This window comes from Legionella pneumophila subsp. pascullei (assembly GCF_900637585.1).
GTDB lineage: Bacteria > Pseudomonadota > Gammaproteobacteria > Legionellales > Legionellaceae > Legionella > Legionella pascullei.
Window position 1 is genome coordinate 1171513 of the sequence record NZ_LR134380.1, and the last position, 20819, is coordinate 1192331.

Here is a 20819-nt window from a genome sequence, read left to right on the forward strand (position 1 = left end):
GCAAATGCGTTTTGCCCAGAGGGATATTGCAGTTGCTAAAATGAGATCAGACTTGTCAAGTATCCGTTCCCCATTACTGAGGAGTGGTTACTTGACTAAATATATTGATGTAAAATAACGTGCGCGGCATATTTGTTTCGTCTCTTCTGCAAAGATAGCTAAAAAATAGGCTTATGCAAAACAATAAATTAGGATAAGCATACATGACTCAGGTGATGAAAGAGAACAATAGAGTTAACGCAAGTTTAACAGCGCTTTCCGTGATGAGCAGTTATATTCAATCTATAAATAAGCCATTAATACCTTCTGAATTTTATATCGAACTATGTTTAGCCCAACACATCATTTCATCAGTGGTTGATTTCGAATCTTATGGCTGCTCTTATGGAGATGAAAACAGTCTAAAAAAACTGTTACATTATTTACAACATAATTTTTTTAATAAAACAGTTACTCCTGGTTATCACTCCATGATATTAGCTAGAAAACTAATGCTGAAACACAAGGTAGAAATGGGTATTTTATCTAACGGTGTAAGACAAGTTATTTTTCTAGGTGGTGGCTATGATGTACGAGCGTTTATCTCATCAATAAAATTTCCAAACGTTCAGTTTTATGAATTGGATAGGGGACAAACTCGTCAAATAAAACTGAAAGCACTCTTGAATATTCCAAAGGAAATTGGAATCCGACAAACACCAGTTGATATAAGAATTAACCATACCCACATTTTTAATGAAAATTTCTTTTGTGTAGACTGTGATTTTTTAGAAGATAATTTAGAAGAAGTTCTGTGTGCTAATGGATTTAAGAAAGGAAGCAAAACATTAGTAATCGCAGAAGGTCTTACGATGTATTTAAATGAAAAGGGAGTAATGCAGTTATTAGCAGGGTTGGCTAATCTTCTTGAGGAGCATGATGAATTCATATTGAGTTTTATTCCTAAAATAATTAATTCTTTTTCAGAAGACATGCCAATTGAATCTAGAGAACTGCATTGTTTTTCTTTACCGCCTGACGAGGTTAGTCGATTTGTAACAGCTTATGGTTTTGAGGTGATTCATAAAAATTTATTTAAAGATCTTCTGATGCTCATGGGGGATATAAACAATGCGAAAAAACATGAAAACAACCTAATTTTAAAACAAGAGCATTATTATACATTGAGAAAATGCACTCATTTACTTAAAGCAAGCAGCAAGACGATTCATGAGATTCCTGATTATCAATTTTCAATTCCATTCAATTGCTGTGCATAAGTGACAATATTGGTAGGCAGTGTTTGCAAAATGGCATTAGGCCATATCAACTTCTTCCTCTAGTAGTTCGCCAAACCATTTTTTTACGGTTTCTTCTCCTAGATGGTCATAAATATAGAATAAATATCGACTGAAATCGACTTCAAATTCATTGTTAGGTATTGGCTCGTTGTCTGAAGCGGGTGTATGATGTACATACTTTCCAAAAAATTGATCACAAAAAGCCATATAATCCTTTGTAAAAAGAAGGAAAGTATGCCACATGTCATCAATATCCAACATGTCAGGGTATATTCCACAGGAGAACTTTAATTCGTCATTTTCTGGAAAATGACATAAATCTTCTTTATGTTTTTGAGAAATCCATAAGTATTTCAATAACTCTGGAAAGGCTTCTTCGGCTTTTAATTTATTATTGGGATAATCTTTTTTATACCTATTTAATACTTGTGTGTTTTTATATTCTAATAATTTATCAATTGGCGTTGTCATAACAATGACCTCTTAATAAGATAAATACCATTCACCTAAGTCATGAGGTGAATGGTATCTTTTTATAATACTGGTATTACCAACAACAAAGATTACGTCCTTTAGTATTTTTCATTTTTTTTGTAACAATTGTCCTTATGAGATCTGACTTATTCATTTTAGCTCCTTTTAAATGACATGAGATGGAATGATTTTTAACATTCCGACATTACAATATTATGCTAGCTAATTGAAGTCAAGTACGGTGCTTTTGTATAGTTAACGAGTCGAATGGTGCGATAAATGGTGTTAACAACCTTGATTTAGGGTTAATAGAAATACTAGGACAGGTTGATTTTTGTTGCGTAGCCTGCTTTGAAGTAATAGTGAGGTAGGGGAGAATCTCAGGTTCTCTATCTTATCACTCTAGCAGGTACTGTGATGGAGCCGGTGTATAAGTCTGATACTTGTCTGGATAGAAATGTTCTAAAAATCATCATAAACTTCTTTTCGATGTTTTATTGCAATAATAACGACGGTATTTGTTTCTGCTTCGATGCGGTAAACAATCCTATAATCACTAACTCGCAAACGTCTATGTCCTTTAAGGCTATATCGCAGTGGCTTACCGAAACCGATAGGATCAGCCATCAAACGCTCTTCGATGGCTTTTTTTATGAGCTTTTTGGCTGAAGTTGACAAACTAGGCATGTCGTTTTTAACAACATCTTCTATATATTCAATTTGATACAGTTTACTTCCAGGCGTCATCATGCTTCACTCTTTTTACTGTAGCATGATCACGAAATTCAGCAATGGCAGACAATACTTTATCTTCACGTCTTTCCAATGCCTCCATGATAAGTTCTTTAGCCAAGCCTGAAATCGATTTATGTTCTAGCTCTGCAAGGTAGGCAAGTAACCCTGCTGTTGATTCCTCAAAAGTAATATTTATTCTTGGATTTTTAGTAGGCATGATATTGCTCCTAAATTGGTGCCTAATATAAGTGTAACACTTTTGCATCACCTGTCAAATAGTAATACTAATAGAAACATTTGATTGAGTTACATATCATTCTATATAACTCGGGATAAATTTTTTAATCGAGAATCTACCACTATTTATTATGGAAATTGCTATCAAACTTCCTTCAACGTTAAGTTTTTTCTTTTATTACCTAACTCAAATTTTTTATTAGTATTTTTTTCGTTGCCACAAAAGATAAACCACTGGAATAACAATCAGAGTGAGTATGGTGGCACTAGCCATCCCGCCAACCATCGGTGCAGCAATACGTCGCATCACTTCAGAGCCCGTGCCGCTTAATAGCATAATCGGCAATAAACCTCCAATAATGGCAGTCACTGTCATGATTTTGGGCCGTAGGCGCAGGAGTGCTCCTTCGACTACGGCGGTATACACATTATCTTTGGTAAGAGCACGCTGCTCTTGCTTCGCTTGCCGCTGTTGCTTTTCCAAGGCTTGATTAAGAAATACCAGCATGATGACCCCTGTTTCAGCGGCAACGCCCGCCAAAGCAATAAAGCCAACTCCTACGGCAACGGATAAATGATATCCCAATAAATAAAGTAGCCAAATGCCGCCGATTAATGCCAAGGGCAGGGTTGCTAAAATAATGATGACTTCACCTAAGCGACGAAAATTAAGATACAATAGAAAGGCAATAATAGCTATTGTTAAAGGAACAACAAGGGATAAACGCTCTTTGGCACGCTCTAGGTATTCATATTGCCCGGACCATGCCAACGAATAACCTGCGGGTAATTTTACCTGTTGCCTAATAATATTCTGAGCTTCTTTCACATAAGAACCTAAATCGCGTCCTGCAATATCCACATAAACCCAACCATTGAGTCTGGCGTTCTCACTGCGAATCATATCAGGTCCTTCGGTAATCGTAACGGTGGCCACTTCACTTAAAGGAATAGTGGCTCCTGTTGGAGTGACAATAGGTAGTGAACGTAAGTTTTCCAAAGAATCGCGAATCTCACGAGGATAACGCAAGTTAACCGGATAACGTTCCCGCCCTTCAATCGTTTGTGTCACATTCATTCCACCCACGGCTGTTTCAACAATTTGCTGAATGTCTTCAATATTTAACCCATAACGTGCCGCTTTGACGCGGTTGATATCTACTGTCACATAACGGCTACTAGCTACTCGTTCAGCAAAAACAGACGTTGTGCCCGGTACTTTCTTCAATACAGTTTCAATTTGTTGACCAATAGATTGAATGGTTTTTAAATCAGGTCCTGCAACTTTAATCCCTACTGGCGTTTTAATCCCAGTTGCTAACATGTCAATGCGAGTTTTAATGGGCATCACCCACGCGTTGGAAAGCCCTGGCAACTTGAGACCTGACTCCAGTTCATCACGCAATTTATTCATAGTCATTCCGGGACGCCATTCATTTTTAGGTTTGAATTGGATGGTGGTTTCTATCATCGATAAGGGAGCCGGGTCCGTTGCTGTTTCAGCACGCCCAATCTTACCAAATACTGTTTTAACCTCAGGGACAGTTGCAATCAATTTATCAGTTTGTTGTAAAAGTTGCTGTGCTTTACCTGCCGAAATGCCTGGAAAAGTGGTTGGCATGTAGAGTAAGTCCCCCTCATCCAGTTCTGGCATAAATTCACCACCAAGATAAGAGACAGGCCAAAATCCAATAAGCATGATGAAGGCTGTGATTGTTAATGTTGTTTTGGGTGTTTTCAAACTCGCTTGTAGAATCGGTCGATAAACAGCCATTAAGGCACGATTGATTGGATTTTCTTGCTCCGCCTTTATTTTGCCACGGATAAGATAACCCATTAACACGGGTACTAAGGTAATTGAAAGTGCTGCAGCAGCTGCCATCGCATAGGTTTTGGTATATGCAAGCGGTGCAAACAACCGTCCTTCTTGAGCTTGTAAGGTAAAAACCGGTAAGAAACTCACGGTAATGATAAGTAAAGAGAAAAATAAAGGTGGCCCCACTTCAAGAGCTGCTTGTTGCATCATTGGCCAGCGATTTTCTGAAGTAATGGCATTATGCTCTATGTGCTTGTGGGCATTTTCAATCATGACAATGGCCGCATCCACCATGGCGCCAATGGCAATAGCAATACCCCCTAAGGACATAATATTGGCATTAATCCCTTGCACATGCATGATTATCAATGCGAGCAAAATAGCAATAGGTAAGCTAATCACAATGATTAATGAAGAGCGAAAATGGAATAAAAAAACCACACAAATTAGAGAAACAACAATAAATTCTTCAATTAACTTATCCCTTAAAGTATTAATCGCTCGTTGGATTAAACTTGAGCGATCATAGGTAGTAATGATTTCCACGCCTTTAGGAAGACTTGCTTGCAATTGATTGAGTTTTGCTCTGACACTGGCAATGGTTTGCATGGCATTTTGGCCTGAGCGCATGACAATAATGCCCCCCACTACTTCCCCTTCGCCATTTAATTCGGTCATACCGCGTCGTATTTGTGGACCTAGTTGTATATGAGCGATTTCTTTTAGCAAAATGGGTATGCCATTTTTACCTAAACCTACTGGAATTTGCTCAATGTCCTGAATGGATTGCAAATAGCCTTTGGCTCTTATCATGTATTCTGCTTCGCCCATTTCAATGGTGGCGCCTCCTGCTTCACGATTACCTCGCTGCACCGCTTGCTTGACCTGGTCGAGAGTCAAACCGTAGGCGCGTAATCGGTTGGGATCTAAAGTAATTTGATATTGCTTCACCATGCCACCTGCGGTAGCTACTTCAGCAACACCAGGTACTTTTTGTAATTCAAATTTGAGAACCCAGTTTTGTAAACTGGTGAGTTGCGACAAATCATGTTGGCCTGTGCGATCAACAAGCGCGTATTCATAGACCCATCCAACACCTGTTGCATCAGGCCCTAAAGCTACTTTTGCCCCAGGTGGTAATTGATTGGCAATTTGGCTTAAGTATTCCAGAACCCGGGAACGTGCCCAATACAGATCAACGCCATCTTTAAAAATGATATACACATAAGATACTCCAAAACCTGACTCACCTCTTACTGTAACAGCACCGGGTACTGCTAACATGGCGGTGGTTAAGGGATAAGTCACCTGATCTTCAACCACTTGTGGTGCTTGTCCGGGAAATTCTGTTTTAATAATCACTTGGACATCCGATAAATCGGGAATGGCATCAACAACGGTGTTATTGATGGTGTAGAGGCCTCCTACTATCATCATTACAGTGACGAGTATCACTAGAAAACGGTTGTTAATTGACCAACGAATGATGCTTGCAATCATGGTTTTTGTCCTTTGGGGTTCGTGGATTTCATCCCTGAGGATTTGGCTTTTTCATTTTCTTCAGGTGTTTCCAAGCGCTCCAAACCCGCTTTTAAATTCGACTCGGAATCAAGCAGAAATTGTCCGGAAACAACGACGTTTTCTCCTACCTTAAGGCCCGAAAGAATTTCGACTCGATCACCCGATTCCATACCTGCTTTGACTTGGCGAACTTGAAAACGTCCCTTGCCTAAGGCCACTATCACTCGATCACCTTGTGGACTTCGAATCAAAGCCTCAAGAGGAATACTCAGTACATTGGATTTCGGATTGACCAGGATAGAAATGCTGGCATACATATTAGGTTTTAATTGATTATCGGGATTATCAAAACGAAATCTTACTTTGACGGTGCGAGTCATGGGCTCTAATCGAGGGTAAATGTATTCTACCCTACCTTTCCATTGTTTTTGTGGGAACGCTGATATTCGAGCTTCGGCTTGGTCACCTATCTTGACCCAATTGGCTTGTTCTTCAAAAATTTGGGCAATCATCCAAACGTTGGCAAGATCAACTAAACTCATTATTTCCACATCCGGTGTAACTCGCATACCTTCCCGAATATTAAGAGCGGCAACAATGCCATCTTGTGGAGCATAAACAGCTACTAATTGATTCGATTGATGATTTTTTTTGATGTCTTCAATTTGTTGTTCAGAGATGTGTAAGGCTTGTAATCGTTTATAAGACGCTGTAATTAAGGATTGATTATTGCCTTCTAAGGCGATTAGATATTCTTCTTGGGCAGTTACTAATTGGGGTGAGTAATATTGCAACAGCAATTGGCCTTTTTTAACAGAATCACCTACTGCCTTGACCACCAGATTTTTCACCCAGCCATCAGCATAAGTATGAATATGACTGATTTGATTTTCATTAGGCTCTACAAACCCCACTGTGTCTATATGTCTTGCTAATGTTGTTTGTATCACTGGAACGGTACGTACACCAAGATTATTGACTACAGATGGTGAGATTTGAACTGTTGCTTTTTCACCTTTTTCTTGGTTGTCGTCTGGATAGACCGGAACAAGTTCCATGCCCATGCGCGATTTTCCGGGTCCTGGGTAATGAATCATTGGCTCCATGGGATCAATCCAATAGAGTGGTTTTTTGTTGGTTGCCTCTTGTGAAGCTTTTCCAGTAATGATGTTAGTTGTCCAACGCCCCAGGAACACTCCCAAAATAATGGAGATTACGATTATGAGTACTAATTTCTTGTTCATAGGGCAACTCCTTCTAAATACAGTAGTGTTGCACGGGATTTCAGGCGCTCAACTTGTATCTGTACTTGTTCCAGTTGAATGGTTAATTGGCTGCTGTAGGCGCGTAGCACGGTGGTTAATTCAGTGGTTGCACTTTGATAAGCCAATAAAGCCGCTTTGGCATTTTGTTTTGCTTCAGGAAGCAATTGCTTTTCATAGATGACCTCACGTTCTGAAAGACGCTGCCATGTCGCATATTGCGCACTGAGTGCCTGAAGCAAATCTCGATAATGTGTTTGTCTTTCAAAGTGGCTCGCATTGAGTCGGTTGTAACTGGCATTTAATTGCTTATCTTGTCGATTAGCAGTAAAAACAGGCAGATCCATTGTAACTTGAGCGGTCAACATATCCGAGCGAGGCATCCTGTCTGGCATGACTCCTTGCCTGAAGCCATAACTCACACCAAGTAACCAACCTGGTTTATATTGTTCTTTGGCATACGCGACCTCATAGCGGGAGGCTTTCACATTGGAGGCATCGGCTTGTAACAAAGGATGCTTTGGTAATCGGGCTTTTAACTGATTCAATGGTGGTGGCCGAGACCACGCAGGCATTGAAAGAGCTAATGGGCGATTGACAGGATTAATCCCAATCCATCGACCTAGTTGTGCGCGTAAAATATCAAGTTGCTGCTGAATTTGAATGGCCTGATCATTGAGTCGTGATAATTCCAATTCCACTTGAATCACATCGGATTGATTAATTTTACCGTTACTGTATTGAGATTGCGTGACCTTCAGTAAATCCTTATATAACAACCGATTGGCGTGAAGAACCTGCAAGGCTTTCGTCCAATAATACAGATCTAACCAAGTTTCTCGTACGTTACGTAACAAGGTGATGACTTGATCAAAGGCTTTTTTAAGCTCTACTTTCGCTAACGCTTGTGTTTGTTGGGATTTCATCTTTAAAGAGTGACCCCGTGGAAATTGCTGTTGCAAACCGACCTCTACCATGGTCATCATGTCTTGGGTAAAACTGAAGGTATCGGTAGGGACATTAATCGTACCTGCCAGTAATTGTGGGTCGGATAATTGGCCAACGGCGACGGCTTGCTGTTGTAACGCTCGACTGTTTGCTTGTAAACGTTTTAATTCAGGGGAGGTGGCAAGCGCTAAATGTTCTGCTTCGGTTAACGTCAGGGGTGTATTGGCAATTGCAAAGGCTAGCCCTCCCCAACATAGGCAAATCATGGTCATGATTCCTTGAAGAAAACAGGTTGTTTTCATACGATAACCTTTAAAAAATTAATGGAACTAAAGTTTGGTTCATCCAATGTCCATTTCGCATACTTAAGAATGAGAGACATCACAGTGCTTATCGATTGCGCTTGTTTGACTAATGAATCGGATAATCTAACCTATTGATTTATAGGATGCTCTTCTACCATTTTATATAAATATTAAATAGTATATTGTCGTAAATCCTTACTTATCACAATTTTTTATTGAGTTTTTTAATTTATTTTGTCGAGAAAGGGCAACCCGTACAATAAAAAATCAGCGGCAAACCCCTTGTGTTAGCTGTGAGAGAATTGGGTTTATTTATATTGCAAATAAAAAAGCAACAAGCAACATTTTTGGTTCTCATTTTCATTGGATAAAATTGGATTTTGTCCTATGTTGAGTGCAAACGGGCCAGGTAAAATGTTTATAAATTAATTTGGTTTTAAATCCAAAGTAATGACATCGTCTGCTTTCCCACTTTTGGGGATGATAGTCACTGTGCCTTTTGTAAAAGAGCCAACCTGGTAGCTTTCTTCTTCTAGGGTCACGGGGTTTCCTTTTTGATCCCGTGCGGAGGATAAATCCGCAACTTGTGCTAACTCTTCAAGACTAATCGAGGAGCCGCGATACAGGTGTTTCGTTTGGTTTGTAGTGTCAGTGGCTTCAGTGGTTCCATGACCCAAGGTCACAAAGGATATGGCGAGCATGGTTAATAAATACAATAGAAAATTGATTTTTTTCATGAGATTCATCCTAATCAAATGAGGTATTACCATAATAGATTATCTACGGCGCAACAACAAACGGTTACGACTGGATTATTTGTTATTTAATCTCCCTTAATCACTTCCTTGAGCAGTCGTTGACTTTAATAGGTCTTGTCCATATCAGTCATCCAATGGAGAGAAAATTTTTGTAAAAATCTTATCCCTAGTCCACAATAGATAAAGAGGTGGGTTATTCAGGATGGTGGTGATGCATGGGCAAGGAAAATACCGATTCGCCTTATCAAATGGGGCATGATTTTTTTTCTTATCAACTGGATTGTTGGCAGCGTTCTATTTTGTTTTGGAATACTTTGCGTGAACGCGCCAATAATATGATGGAGCACGAACAACAAGGGTTGCCACCACTGCTTAATTTCAAATATGAATTTGTTTTGGATGGGAAATCATTGGAGCCTAAAACGAATTATGCATTGGTTAAAATTCTTGAAGTCGGTGATGTGTGCTTTGAAGAATGTTTTGATCCTCATGCTCATCCAGTTATTATTGTGGATCCCAGATCAGGCCATGGGCCAGGGATTGGTGGTTTCAAACGGGACTCTGAAGTAGGCATCGCGTTACATAGTGGTCATCCTGTGTATTTTGTTATTTTTTATCCTAATCCGGTGTCTCATCAAACGCTCGCCGATGTCCTGATGACTTTGCGCCATTTTGTTGAAAAAGTCCAAGCCTGGCATGAAGGCAAAGCCCCCATTCTTTATGGCAATTGTCAAGCCGGTTGGATGCTGGCTTTATTGGTCTCTGATTGCGTGGGATCGGTTGGCTTGACGGTCATGAATGGCTCACCAGTTTCTTATTGGTCCAACAGCGAAGAAGAAGCCAATCCCATGCAGTTATTGGGTGGACTCTTGGGTGGTTCCTGGAGTGCCCGCTTCCTATCGGATTTAAAAGAAGGAATCTTTGATGGGGCCTGGTTGGTCTCTAATTTTGAGTTACTCAATCCCACCACGGCCATTTGGGATAAGTATTATGGCTTATTTGATGAAATTGATGGGGAGCGTGAGCGATTTTTGGAGTTTGAACGTTGGTGGAATGGTTTTTATCAATTCAGTCAAGAAGAGATAATGGCCACAGTGAATAATCTTTTTATTGGCAATCAACTAGAGCGTGGTGAAATGCGGATTCATAAAGGATGTGTTTACGATTTGAAACGCATTCAAAGCCCTCTTGTTCTCTTTGCTTCCCAAGGCGATCAAATTACCCCACCGAGGCAGGCTTTACATTGGATAAGAACCATTTATCCTACGACACAAGCCTTGAAGAAGGCCAAACAACGAGTGGTTTATCTGCTTCATCCTTCCGTTGGGCATTTAGGAATCTTTGTGTCGGCTAAGGTCGTTCGATTGCACCATCGTGCTATTTTAGAGCATAGTGATGCCATTGAGCAATTGCAGCCAGGGCTTTATGAAATGATAATCGTTAACCCAACGGGCGATCCCGATTGCAGTAAAGAACAATATCATGTGCGTTTTGAAGCGCGAGAACTTACAGAACTTTGCACAACGAGCTCCACGCAACCGTTTGACAAGGTTCGTCAAACATCCGAAGCCAATGACTCAATTTATCAAAAAGTTATCCAACCTTCTGTGCAGAGCTTAAGTAACCCTTTTTTATCCTGGTGGCTTGAGAAAACGCATCCCATGCGCCTAAGTCGCTATGTGTTTTCTGAAAAAGTGAATCCACTGATGAAAGCAATCGAACTATTAAGCCCACCCATTCAAGCCAATCGCCGCATGGCTACACAGAGCAATTGCTTTAAAAAAATAGAGCATGGTGTTGCGCAGATGATGAGGGATTCGTTGGAATCCTCCCGAATCATGCGTAATGAGGTGATGACCAATTGGTTTGAAGCCCTTTATAAGGATCCCGATTAACAGGCGAGGACGTTAATTCATAGAGCGTATGGCATCAAACTCCTCGTCAAGGTCCATTTCATTTTCTAAGTCCCTGGCTTCATGAACCTCTTTCTCATCAAAAAGAGATTTAGTTTCTCTAATTTTTTCTTCGTGGTCATTCTCTGCAAAACAATCCTTAGCGTTCATAACAATTCCTTCAAGATTATTGTTCTTGTTCTTGCCAACGACTAAAAACAACCCGGTTTATTGTTGCTATTTTTATCTCTGGCATTTAGCATAACGGATAACAATTCAATTGACAAAAATACTAAATAAGAAATAAAAAGGGGGTAACTGAATAGCCATTTGGCTATTTTTTTATAAGAAGAAACGAGGGAATAGGATGTTGGTTCCCCAAACTGGAATAAGAAACGCATCGACCATGATAGAAATTATCCCTAATTGGCACCCCATTTTTGTCCATTTTACCGTGGCCTTATTTTCTGTTTCGGTGATTCTTTATGCTTTAATCTATTTCGCCTCTAATACTCGATGGAAAATCAACCCGTTTATTGTCGAATTGGAAATCGTGGCGCGTTGGTGTTTATGGCTGGCCGCATTGAGCACGATTGCCACCGTGTCGGCTGGATTTTATGCCTTTTATACGGTAAAACATGGTGCTATGGTGCACGCCGTAAAAGTGATTCACCGCAACTGGGCACTAACTACCTCGAGTGCTATTGTACTTGTGGCTTTCTGGATGGTTTGGCGTTATATTAAACACCAAAAACCGACGCTGGTCTTCTTAATGGCGTTGCTCTTTGTCCAGGTGTTGCTGCTCACGACGGCTTGGTATGGAGCGGAATTAGTCTATCGGCATGGGTATGGTGTTCTGCCTGTCACAGCAGAAAAGACAGTATCACCGCATTAATACGATTTTTATGGAAGGATGGAAACATGTTACAAAAGGATTTGCGTTGTCTAATAAGGAATTATTGCTTTATTTTTTCCTTTTTACTGCTTAATTCTTCTGCTTTGTTTGCCCAGCATGAGCAACATGGTGCCTCAACACAACCGTTACCTTCTCCCAAGACTACATCGTCTCAATCGAAACCTGCACAATACAAAATGAAACAACCTATCGCTAAAAGCCAACCTGTTAGAACAGTGAAACCTCTCACTATGACAGGTGGAGCAAAGCGTACGGTTAATTTGGTGGTTGCTTATAAAACGGTGAATTTTGCAGGCAAACTAAGACGCGCTATTGCTGTTAATGGGCAAATTCCAGCACCGACGTTGCATTTTAAAGAAGGGGATGATGTCACCATCAATGTGTATAACCATTTGGATGAGGGAACGTCCATTCATTGGCATGGTCTTTTAGTCCCTTGGCAAATGGATGGGGTGGACGGGGTGAGTCAAAAACCAATTCCTCCGGGAGGCGTGTTCCATTATCGCTTTAAGCTTCACCAAAGGGGAACCTATTGGTACCACGCCCATGCCAAGGTTCAAGAACAAGAAGGGTTGTATGGTACTTTTATTATTGATCCACCCAATCCTCCAAGCTATCACTACACCAAAGATTATGTGGTGGTCTTATCCGATTGGAGCAACACTCGCGCCGAGCAAGTGCTTGCGAATTTAAAAAAAGACGGCGACTATTACGGTCCTCGATTTCCCCTACAACCCTCGCTTATGAAGTTTCTTCATGATTATCGTAAAGCTTCTCCTGAAGAGCGTAAAAAATTAATCGCTGATTATAAAATGATGCAACAAATGCGCATGAGTATCTATGATTTAAGTGACGTGGCTTATGATGCCTATTTATTAAATGGTCACCCAAAATCTCATCCTTGGACTGCCCCTGTGAAGGTAGGGGATAGGGTGCGACTGCGCTTCATTGGCGCAGGAGCAAGCACCATCTATCGTGTTAAAATTCCTGATGCCAAAGTGGAGATGGTGCACATTCAAGGAAATGATGTGAGCCCTTATCCCATTGAGGATTTTTGGATTGCACCAGGTGAAACCTATGATATCCTGGTGACCATTCAAAAAAACAAGCCTTACATTATTTATGCCGAGTCGATTGACACGCTGGGCAAAGCTTATGGGGCCTTAGTGACCCATCCTAATCAAGTCGTCAACTATCAGCACGTGACTCCTTTCCCTGAACCACTTCCTGTCACAAGAGAAATGATGGCCAACATGATGATGTCTATGAATGGCGGGGGAATGGGTGGAAATCAACAACACGCCTTGATGAACAAAAAAACATCATCAACGGCGATGAAACCCTCCATGACCATGCCTTCGCACTCTCAAGCAATGAGTTCGCAAAGTGCTAATCATTCGATGTCCTCTAAGACTATCCAAAAGAAAATGGACAAGGCATCCAATCATTCCGCTCACACCTCATCAATGAAGTCCAAATCCTCATCGACCTCGATGAACAAGAGTATGGACATGCCAGGTATGAATCATGGGGCAATGAGTCAGAATAAGACGTCTAACTCTGCTCAAATGAAATCTGACTCCTCGTCGACCTCAATGAACAAGAGCATGGCCATGCCAGGTATGAATCATGGGGCAATGAGTCAGAGTAAGACGTCTAACTCTGCTCAAATAAAATCTGACTCTTCGTCGACCTCAATGAACAAGAGCATGGCCATGCCGGACATGAATCATAGCGCAATGGGCCAGAATAAGACGTCTAACTCTGCTAATGACACGTCTATGAATAGGAACATGAAGTCTGACAGGCCTATGGAGCAGGGCATGTCGATGAATGGCTCCATGAACATGAAGATGCCCATTGAGCCGACCATCATAGGCGATAAAATAGAGCCACCTGATTCGGCAAAAGCCACCACCTTAGGAACCAAATACCAAGAGTTAAAAGGGGCAGTGAAAACCAATAATCCGAATAAACCAGTCGATGGGATTATTAAAATGGAATTGTTTGGCTACATGGACCGTTATATCTGGTTTATTAATGGTCTACCGGAATATAAGGCCAAACCGATTTTGATTGAGCCAGGAAAGCGTTATCGGATTATATTTACCAATAATTCGATGATGCGTCACCCCATGCATATTCACGGCCATTGGTTTATTTTACGCAATGGTCATGGGGCTTACGATCCGTTATTGCATACCATTGAAGTCCCTCCAGGAGCGACTGCCGTTGCCGATTTTGATACTGAAGCCAGCGGTCAATGGTTTTTCCATTGCCACCATCTTCTGCACATGACCGCGGGCATGGCGCGCGTATTTCAATACACCACCATCATTGAGATTGCCAACGGCACTCGAAAGCCAGACAATTACGCCTATCAGCAAGCCTACATCAATCGGCCGGTCGTACGAGAAGACGAAGTCATGCCACTGGATGCTTCTCTCATCAAACACCCTGCAGGACATCATCAAGGCTTCTATCGTTCAAGCTATATCGAGCTGGGCGAAGACCCTTTTCATAATGCTCAGGAAATGACGTTTAGAGGCCTCTATGGCCCAGATTACAATAAGCTCCAGTTGTATACTGAGGACGCTGAAATTTATAAAGGAACCGTTGAAAACGCAGACATCGATGTGTTCTATTGGCATTTGATTAGCCAATTTTGGGCGGTTAAAGGAGGAGTCAATTATTTTTATCGCCCGGGAGGCCCTTATTGGCAACCTGGTATTGGTATTGAAGGGTTAATGCCTTGGTATATTGATACCAACATTAGAACGTATTATCGTGATGGCAGTGTCAAGTTTGACATTCAGTTAGCACGGGCTAACCAGCTGACCAATAACTTCTTCTTCCTCACAGGAATTCGCAGCATTTTGGCCACTCATACCGTCGTCAAAAACGAGATTGGCAATGGCTTAAACCAAATGCGTTATATCCTGAGACCTTATTATCGTCTTAAGCCAGGACTTAATATTTTTTCAGAGTATGAGCATGATGTAGAGTATGGTGCTCTTAAGAGGATTCTTCGAAGTCAGGGAGAGCCTACCACTCAAGATACAATCACGTTAGGAGTTGCTGTTCTTTTTTAAAAAAGCCAAATATACATTGGAATTATTTTATGAATTCATAGGAATAAATAGTCACCTTCATGATATTAATCCATCCATGAGGAATATATCACCTATCAATGACCTTGTTCATTGGGGTGTTGAGCTTTCTCTTCCCAAGAAAATCCTTCCTCATGTCTTTAGGATGGGGACAATTTATCTGACAATACTGGGTTAAATTATCCTCAGTTTTGTAATTTAACCCAGGGTCCTGGATTTTTTAATGATTGATCTGCAGGTCATCATTTTCAAATAATGGAGTTTGCTTAATTTCTAAATTTCTTTGTTGTAATTGGTCAACTTTCACATGGGGACAGTAATAGGCATTAGCTATTACGGAATGGATATTAATAGTTGTTAAGTTTTTTGATCCCCTTACATATCTCTTATGAGCTTCACTTGGTGTATGGGTTACAAGAACGATAACATTTGCTCCTAACTTCGCACCTTCATTTTTTAAAAAATTATTATCATCTTTTTCTAGATCTTTTAAAGAGGTGCGGATATCCACAACTTCATGTACATTTGGGTTTTTAATAATCCCTAAGAAACGGCAATTTCCTGTAGGATAGGAAAAATATAAGTTAACATTTTTCGCATCTGCATTTACTTGACGTAATCCACCACAGCCCGAATTCAAAAGAAGAATCATAAAGCTAATTATTAAATAAACAATTTTCATATCTATAATTCCTTTTATTTAGCGTGCTTTTAACATACCCATATAAGACTATTACTTACTTTGATTATGAATAAAAGTATTAATTGTAAAAATATAAAATTAATGTCGCTTTCAATTGAGTAAAATAAATTTCGCCATTTTGTATAGTGATGGTTAAAATGCGTACCTGATTTGCGAGCTAAAGTCCCTTGTCACTTGCCATGATGTTTTCGGCTACTTCTTTCTCTTGTTTTTGATAGGTGGTAATAATCTGCTTAAAATAATTAATCCGCTGTTACTAATCATTGGTCGTTGTTGATGGGGCACAAGAGGCCAACAGAAGCATTTTGCTGAATAAGGCCATTACCCCAATAACGGCTTTAAAAAATCTCTGTTTTGGCATATATCCATGCTACTTGCAATGAAATAAAGTGATTGTGAAATCAATAGAAAAACAATCCATCTCATCTTATAAATCTTTCTTAATAATATAGCACCGTTTAGAAACAAGTAGTGTCAGTTATAACTACTTATTGAAAGAAAAATCAGCTGTCTTTAGGCATTTTAATTAATACGCCTAATCGAATCATTCGTCTCTATTAATTTTACCGGTATTGGCATCTACTCTTAATTTTACTATCGTATCTTCTTTGCCAAGGGCTTTCACTTCGTACTGGCTACCATGAGATTCTATTTTGTAAATAGAATGATAACCAGCCCCTTCAATTTTCTGGGCGGCTTCTAATAGGGATATTGGATATTTTTGAGTGTTTTGATTTTTGATGAGATCGCCCGTTTGTGGATTCATTCGTAATATTATCTGATTTCCTTGTTCATCAAGGGCTTCTACTTCATATAATCCGTCATCAAACTCAACTTCTTGTATAGTATGGTAACCCTTACTCAGCAAGTGTTGCAGGATTTGCGACATGGGCAATGACCGAGTTGGAATGTCATCAGCGATAGCAATTTGTGTCATACAGGATAAAATAAATCCACTGCAGACCGATGGAATAATCCGTTTTTTCATAGTTGCTCCTCCTTGATTAAAATGAGCGCAATGATGCTCGATGTGCTTTGATGACGCAAGTATCTCATGATTTAAGTTCTTCCGAGACCATTTTTTAGTCGAGTATATCTTAGCGATACCAGTAAAAAAACCATTATACTCAATAACTCGTATCAGTAATCTTTCCATTTGATGCCTCAGGATTTGGCTAAAAGCGTTTTAAATGCCACAATCAACAGACTGTCGCTTACTATTCAATAATCAAACTTAATAAAAAGGAAGAAAATACATGAAACACTTCACTTTAGTAAAAAAATTAATGGAAGTTCTTTTAGTTTGTTTATCCTTTTTATTGTTTTCCTGCAGCGCTTCCGTTTCTAAAGAGGACTCAAAAAGTAACACGCCGGTTAAGAAGCGATTTGGTGGCTATCATCCTCATGTCCATGGGCGTGGAACTCGTTAGAAAGGACCTAATTAACACTAATTAGTATAGACAATTAGTGCATGGGTATCGTATGAAAGTATTTGTTATACAAGGACAAGTAAATTCCATTTCTTTCAATTTGTTTTAGGGCTTGATTCATTTTGTTAATTAGCGCCATCGAATTTTTTTTAGCCATGATACCATAACCTATTCCAATCGGAATGGTGTCCCCAACTCCTTTAAATAACCGGTTGTTATTTGCTATCCAATAATCGGCAGAAAAATCATCCATAAGCAGAACATCCACTTCATATTGATTTAAGGCGGTTATTAATTTATCTGTCGAAGGGTATTCTTTAATCGAGTTGGATTTGAATTTCTGAGTAATTAATTGTTTAAAGAGAGAGTCCCTGATAATACCTGTTTTCTTATGGGTAAGCTTTTTAAGGCTCTTGAGCGAATTGTTTTTGGTGGTGACAAAACGTGCTTCACTGGCTAAATAGGGAAGACTAAAAAGAAAGGCTTGTTGTCGTTCGTCGGTAATAGTAATTGCTGCAATGGCGAGGTCAATTTTACCTGGCATTTAAGTCCGTAAACAGCGCGTTAAACAGCATGGGCTTGAAATTGACGCTGGATGTTGATTTGTTTGCACAATTCCGTCATGAGTTCGATATCAAATCCAAAAAAATGATTTTTATCTGCGCGTGAGTCGTTTGCTACAATCCCAATGGTTAATGATTGAGCCCTTAGTTCAGCGGTAACGAGTATTTATAAAATAAAGAATAATCGTATCACCATGGGATAAAATGACGAGGGACCATAAAACGCAGTGTATCTCAATTTGAGAAAAATTTCAGTGCATTAGCATCAGATTGTCTTGATTTTAGCAATAGGGTGTATCAAGACACGAAATCAAGGTACAATGAAACAATAAGGTTTGACATGGATTTTCTTAAAAGGTAAGGAATGCGTTATTTTTCACGTCTCGTCATTTTCATGATGATGTACTTCGTTGTTTGCGAAGTACTGGCGGCTACCCCCTTTACTTTTAAACAGGCTTTGGACACGGCTTATCGAAATAATCCTGAATTGCAAGCCGAAATGGACAAAGCAAGGGCCATGCGGGGTTACTTTATTCAAAGTGGCCTTTATCCCAATCCGCAACTGACTTTAACGGCGGAGAATTTCGGTGGCTCTGGCGCCTACTCCAGTTATGAATCTGCGGAAACCACGTTTTCAGTCACTCAACCGATTCCTTTAGGCCATCGACTTCAGTATTTGAAAAAAGCAACCTATGCAGACTATCTGGCGTCTCTTGCCAGCATCAGAGTTCAGCAAACAGCGCTGTATATGGCTGTGGGTGTGGCTTATGTGGATGCGCTATACGCCGGTCAATGGCATCAAGTGACCAAAAAACTGACTCGACTGAATCAGGATATTGTGGCGGCTATTGAGCGCCGGGTTAAGGCAGGTGCTGGGGCAGAGCTGGATTTGCGATTGGCGCAAGTACGATTGGGCGAGGCCAAAATCCAGGAAAATAAAGCAGCACGGGACGCTTTGTTGCAGCGAGCCAAGCTTGTGCGCTTGTTAGGTGATGGGTTAAGAGTGGATAGGCCTTTGGTGGATAAAGGGTTACCAGGTGTTTCAGTCAATTGGACTGAATTAGTAAAAAAATTACCGCAAAGCCCTCAGCTACTGCAAATGCAACTGCAATTGCAAGCCAAGCGCAAGACGATTACCGCCGTTAAAAAATCCGTTTGGCCGGATTTAAACATTCAATTGGGAGGTCGTCATTTTTCTGATGACGGCAGTAATGCGGCCGTTATGTCAGCTTTTGCAGAAGTGCCAGTATATAATCGAAATCAAGGCAAAATCATGACAGCAGAAGCGCAATACACCCAGACGGCCCATGAATTTCAAGGAACGCGTCTTGATGTGCGTCAAAGTGTCTATGCGGCCTTTTTACAAGCCCAGCAAAACCACTATGAAGCCAATTTGGTTACGGATTCCTTATTGCCTTTGGCACGTAAAGCGATAAAACTGGCTCAAGAGGGCTATCAAATGGGACGTTACACGTACATTGAATTATCAACCGCACTCAATTCTTTGTATGAAGAAGAGCGGCATTACCAGCAGGCTCATGCCGATTATCATAAAGCCTTAATTCAGATGACAGGACTTTTAGGACTGGATAATTCTAAGAAGGAGAGCAAATGACATTCCTAAAGCCATTTAAGCCATCCATTCTGCTTCTTATTCTTTGGTTTGTTATGGGGGTTTTTTCCTGGGCAGGGGAGGGCTCTCATGCTATGGAAGAAGGCAACCATCAAGAAATCATGGAAAAAGGCCCTCAAGGTGGTCGCTTATTCAAGGAAGGTGATGTAGCCCTTGAGCTTTTGATTTTTGAACGGGGTATGCCTCCTCATTTTCGTGGCTTTGTTTATGAGAAAGGTGAACTGATTATACCAACCAAGGCCCGTTTAGTTGTTTATCTCACCCGATTTAATGGTAAAAAAGAGACCATTACCTTCATTCCCGTTGAGAATTTTTTACAAAGTAATGAAGTGATTGGAGAACCCCACTCCTTTGATGTCACGATTCAATTGGAGCTAAAGGGCAAACGATTGTCCTGGCATTATTCCACCTATGAAGGACGAATCAAAATAGCACCGGCTATTTTAAAAGCGGCTGATATTCAAACTTCGGTTGCTGAAAGCCAAACGATTAAAACACAATTAAAAGTGGTCGGAAAGATTGCCCCCAATCGCGATACACTTGCTCCGATTTACCCTCGTTATTCTGGGATTATTAAAGCGTTGACTAAAAATTTAGGCGATGAGGTCACTAAGGGCGAAGTGTTGGTCACCATTGAAAGTAATGAAAGCCTGCAAAATTACAATATTACCGCACCCATAACGGGGACCATTGTACAAAAGTATGCTACCAATGGGGAGCAGGCGCAAAACACGAAACCCATTTATGAAGTGGCTAATTTAACTACTGTGTGGGCTGACTTTACCTTATACCGCAAAGAAACTCCTCGGGTAAAACAAGGAATGGAGGTTGTTGTGACAGGAGATGAGGGAAAACCAAAGTCCACCAGTGTCATTTCTTACATTGCGCCTTTGGGAATTGAAGACAGCCAAACCACTTTAGCACGTGCTGTACTTTCTAATGAAGAGCGTCTCTGGTTGCCAGGCATGTATGTGAATGGCGCGATTACCATTAAAGAAAAAACAGTTCCGGTTGCCGTTCTTCTTTCTGCAATACAGCGTTTGAATGATAAGGACATGATTTTTGTGCGGCAAGGTGATTATTTTGAAGCAACACCCGTCATTTTAGGCGAAAAGGATGAACAATGGGTGGAAGTGGTGTCAGGTCTTGATGTTGGTCAGCCTTATGTCAGCAAAAACAGCTTCTTTATGAAGGCAGAACTTGGCAAGGAAGGCGCAAGCCACGAGCACTAAGGAT

18 protein-coding genes are annotated in these 20819 nt (G+C 40.5%); 7 read left to right on the forward strand and 11 right to left on the reverse strand.

Annotation, left to right across the window (positions count from 1 at the left end; translation table 11 throughout):
• Positions 1-203: 203 nt before the first annotated feature.
• Positions 204-1259, forward strand: coding sequence for a class I SAM-dependent methyltransferase (locus EL201_RS05355; protein ID WP_013101329.1), 1056 nt, complete (start codon positions 204-206; stop codon positions 1257-1259).
• Between the two features lie 36 nt (positions 1260-1295).
• Here EL201_RS05355 and EL201_RS05360 read toward each other — a convergent pair whose 3' ends face one another.
• The 7 genes from EL201_RS05360 to EL201_RS05390 all read right to left on the reverse strand — a co-directional run bounded on the left by EL201_RS05360 (position 1296) and on the right by EL201_RS05390 (position 9315).
• Complete coding sequence (locus EL201_RS05360) at positions 1296-1751, reverse strand: UCP032817 domain-containing protein (protein ID WP_013101330.1); 456 nt, start codon at positions 1749-1751, stop codon at positions 1296-1298.
• A gap of 465 nt (positions 1752-2216) precedes the next feature.
• Positions 2217-2504, reverse strand: coding sequence for a type II toxin-antitoxin system RelE family toxin (locus tag EL201_RS05365; RefSeq protein WP_011946126.1), 288 nt, complete (start codon positions 2502-2504; stop codon positions 2217-2219).
• Positions 2485-2706, reverse strand: a complete 222-nt coding sequence (locus EL201_RS05370) for a hypothetical protein (protein WP_011946127.1) — start codon at positions 2704-2706, stop codon at positions 2485-2487. Before EL201_RS05370 ends, EL201_RS05365 begins: the two co-directional genes overlap by 20 nt.
• A 219-nt stretch (positions 2707-2925) precedes the next feature.
• Positions 2926-6042, reverse strand: a complete 3117-nt coding sequence (locus EL201_RS05375; protein WP_013101332.1) for an efflux RND transporter permease subunit — start codon at positions 6040-6042, stop codon at positions 2926-2928.
• On the reverse strand, positions 6039-7307 hold the full coding sequence (locus tag EL201_RS05380; RefSeq protein ID WP_013101333.1) for an efflux RND transporter periplasmic adaptor subunit: 1269 nt from the start codon (positions 7305-7307) through the stop codon (positions 6039-6041). The genes EL201_RS05375 and EL201_RS05380 overlap by 4 nt, the downstream gene beginning before the upstream one ends.
• Positions 7304-8575 carry a TolC family protein gene (locus EL201_RS05385; RefSeq protein ID WP_013101334.1) on the reverse strand — a complete coding sequence of 424 codons (1272 nt, stop codon included), beginning with the start codon at positions 8573-8575 and terminating at the stop codon, positions 7304-7306. Before EL201_RS05385 ends, EL201_RS05380 begins: the two co-directional genes overlap by 4 nt.
• Before the next feature lie 428 nt (positions 8576-9003).
• Positions 9004-9315 (reverse strand): hypothetical protein, encoded by a 312-nt coding sequence (locus EL201_RS05390; protein ID WP_013101335.1) that lies wholly within the window; start codon positions 9313-9315, stop codon positions 9004-9006.
• A 236-nt stretch (positions 9316-9551) separates the two neighbouring features.
• Here EL201_RS05390 and EL201_RS05395 point away from each other — a divergent pair, with 236 nt between their 5' ends.
• A complete protein-coding gene (locus tag EL201_RS05395) occupies positions 9552-11231 on the forward strand; it encodes a DUF3141 domain-containing protein (RefSeq protein ID WP_013101336.1) in 1680 nt (559 codons plus the stop codon).
• Between the two features lie 12 nt (positions 11232-11243).
• Here the strand turns inward: EL201_RS05395 and EL201_RS05400 are convergent, their stop codons facing one another.
• A complete protein-coding gene (locus EL201_RS05400; protein ID WP_013101337.1) occupies positions 11244-11399 on the reverse strand; it encodes a hypothetical protein in 156 nt (51 codons plus the stop codon).
• A gap of 196 nt (positions 11400-11595) precedes the next feature.
• On the opposite strand from EL201_RS05400, the gene EL201_RS05405 reads away from it, so the two are divergent.
• Positions 11596-12123, forward strand: a complete 528-nt coding sequence (locus EL201_RS05405; protein WP_013101339.1) for a DUF2231 domain-containing protein — start codon at positions 11596-11598, stop codon at positions 12121-12123.
• A gap of 26 nt (positions 12124-12149) precedes the next feature.
• Positions 12150-15236, forward strand: a complete 3087-nt coding sequence (locus tag EL201_RS05410; RefSeq protein ID WP_013101340.1) for a multicopper oxidase domain-containing protein — start codon at positions 12150-12152, stop codon at positions 15234-15236.
• A 238-nt stretch (positions 15237-15474) separates the two neighbouring features.
• Here EL201_RS05410 and EL201_RS05415 read toward each other — a convergent pair whose 3' ends face one another.
• Complete coding sequence (locus tag EL201_RS05415) at positions 15475-15936, reverse strand: DUF4156 domain-containing protein (RefSeq protein WP_013101341.1); 462 nt, start codon at positions 15934-15936, stop codon at positions 15475-15477.
• A gap of 565 nt (positions 15937-16501) precedes the next feature.
• Entirely contained in the window at positions 16502-16945 is a 444-nt protein-coding gene (locus tag EL201_RS05420) for a PepSY domain-containing protein (RefSeq protein ID WP_013101342.1), read from the reverse strand.
• Positions 16946-17213: 268 nt separating this feature from the next.
• On the opposite strand from EL201_RS05420, the gene EL201_RS15645 reads away from it, so the two are divergent.
• Complete coding sequence (locus EL201_RS15645) at positions 17214-17387, forward strand: hypothetical protein (protein ID WP_013101343.1); 174 nt, start codon at positions 17214-17216, stop codon at positions 17385-17387.
• 34 nt (positions 17388-17421) lie between these two features.
• On the opposite strand, the gene EL201_RS05425 is transcribed toward EL201_RS15645, so the two are convergent.
• The gene (locus EL201_RS05425) at positions 17422-17931 is read right to left on the reverse strand and encodes a transporter substrate-binding domain-containing protein (RefSeq protein ID WP_013101344.1); all 510 of its coding nucleotides are present in this window, start codon (positions 17929-17931) and stop codon (positions 17422-17424) included.
• A gap of 383 nt (positions 17932-18314) precedes the next feature.
• On the opposite strand from EL201_RS05425, the gene EL201_RS05430 reads away from it, so the two are divergent.
• Together EL201_RS05430 and EL201_RS05435 are read left to right on the forward strand one after the other, a co-directional pair.
• Positions 18315-19565 (forward strand): TolC family protein, encoded by a 1251-nt coding sequence (locus EL201_RS05430; RefSeq protein ID WP_013101345.1) that lies wholly within the window; start codon positions 18315-18317, stop codon positions 19563-19565.
• Entirely contained in the window at positions 19562-20815 is a 1254-nt protein-coding gene (locus EL201_RS05435) for an efflux RND transporter periplasmic adaptor subunit (protein ID WP_013101346.1), read from the forward strand. Before EL201_RS05430 ends, EL201_RS05435 begins: the two co-directional genes overlap by 4 nt.
• The last annotated feature ends 4 nt before the right edge of the window (positions 20816-20819 follow it).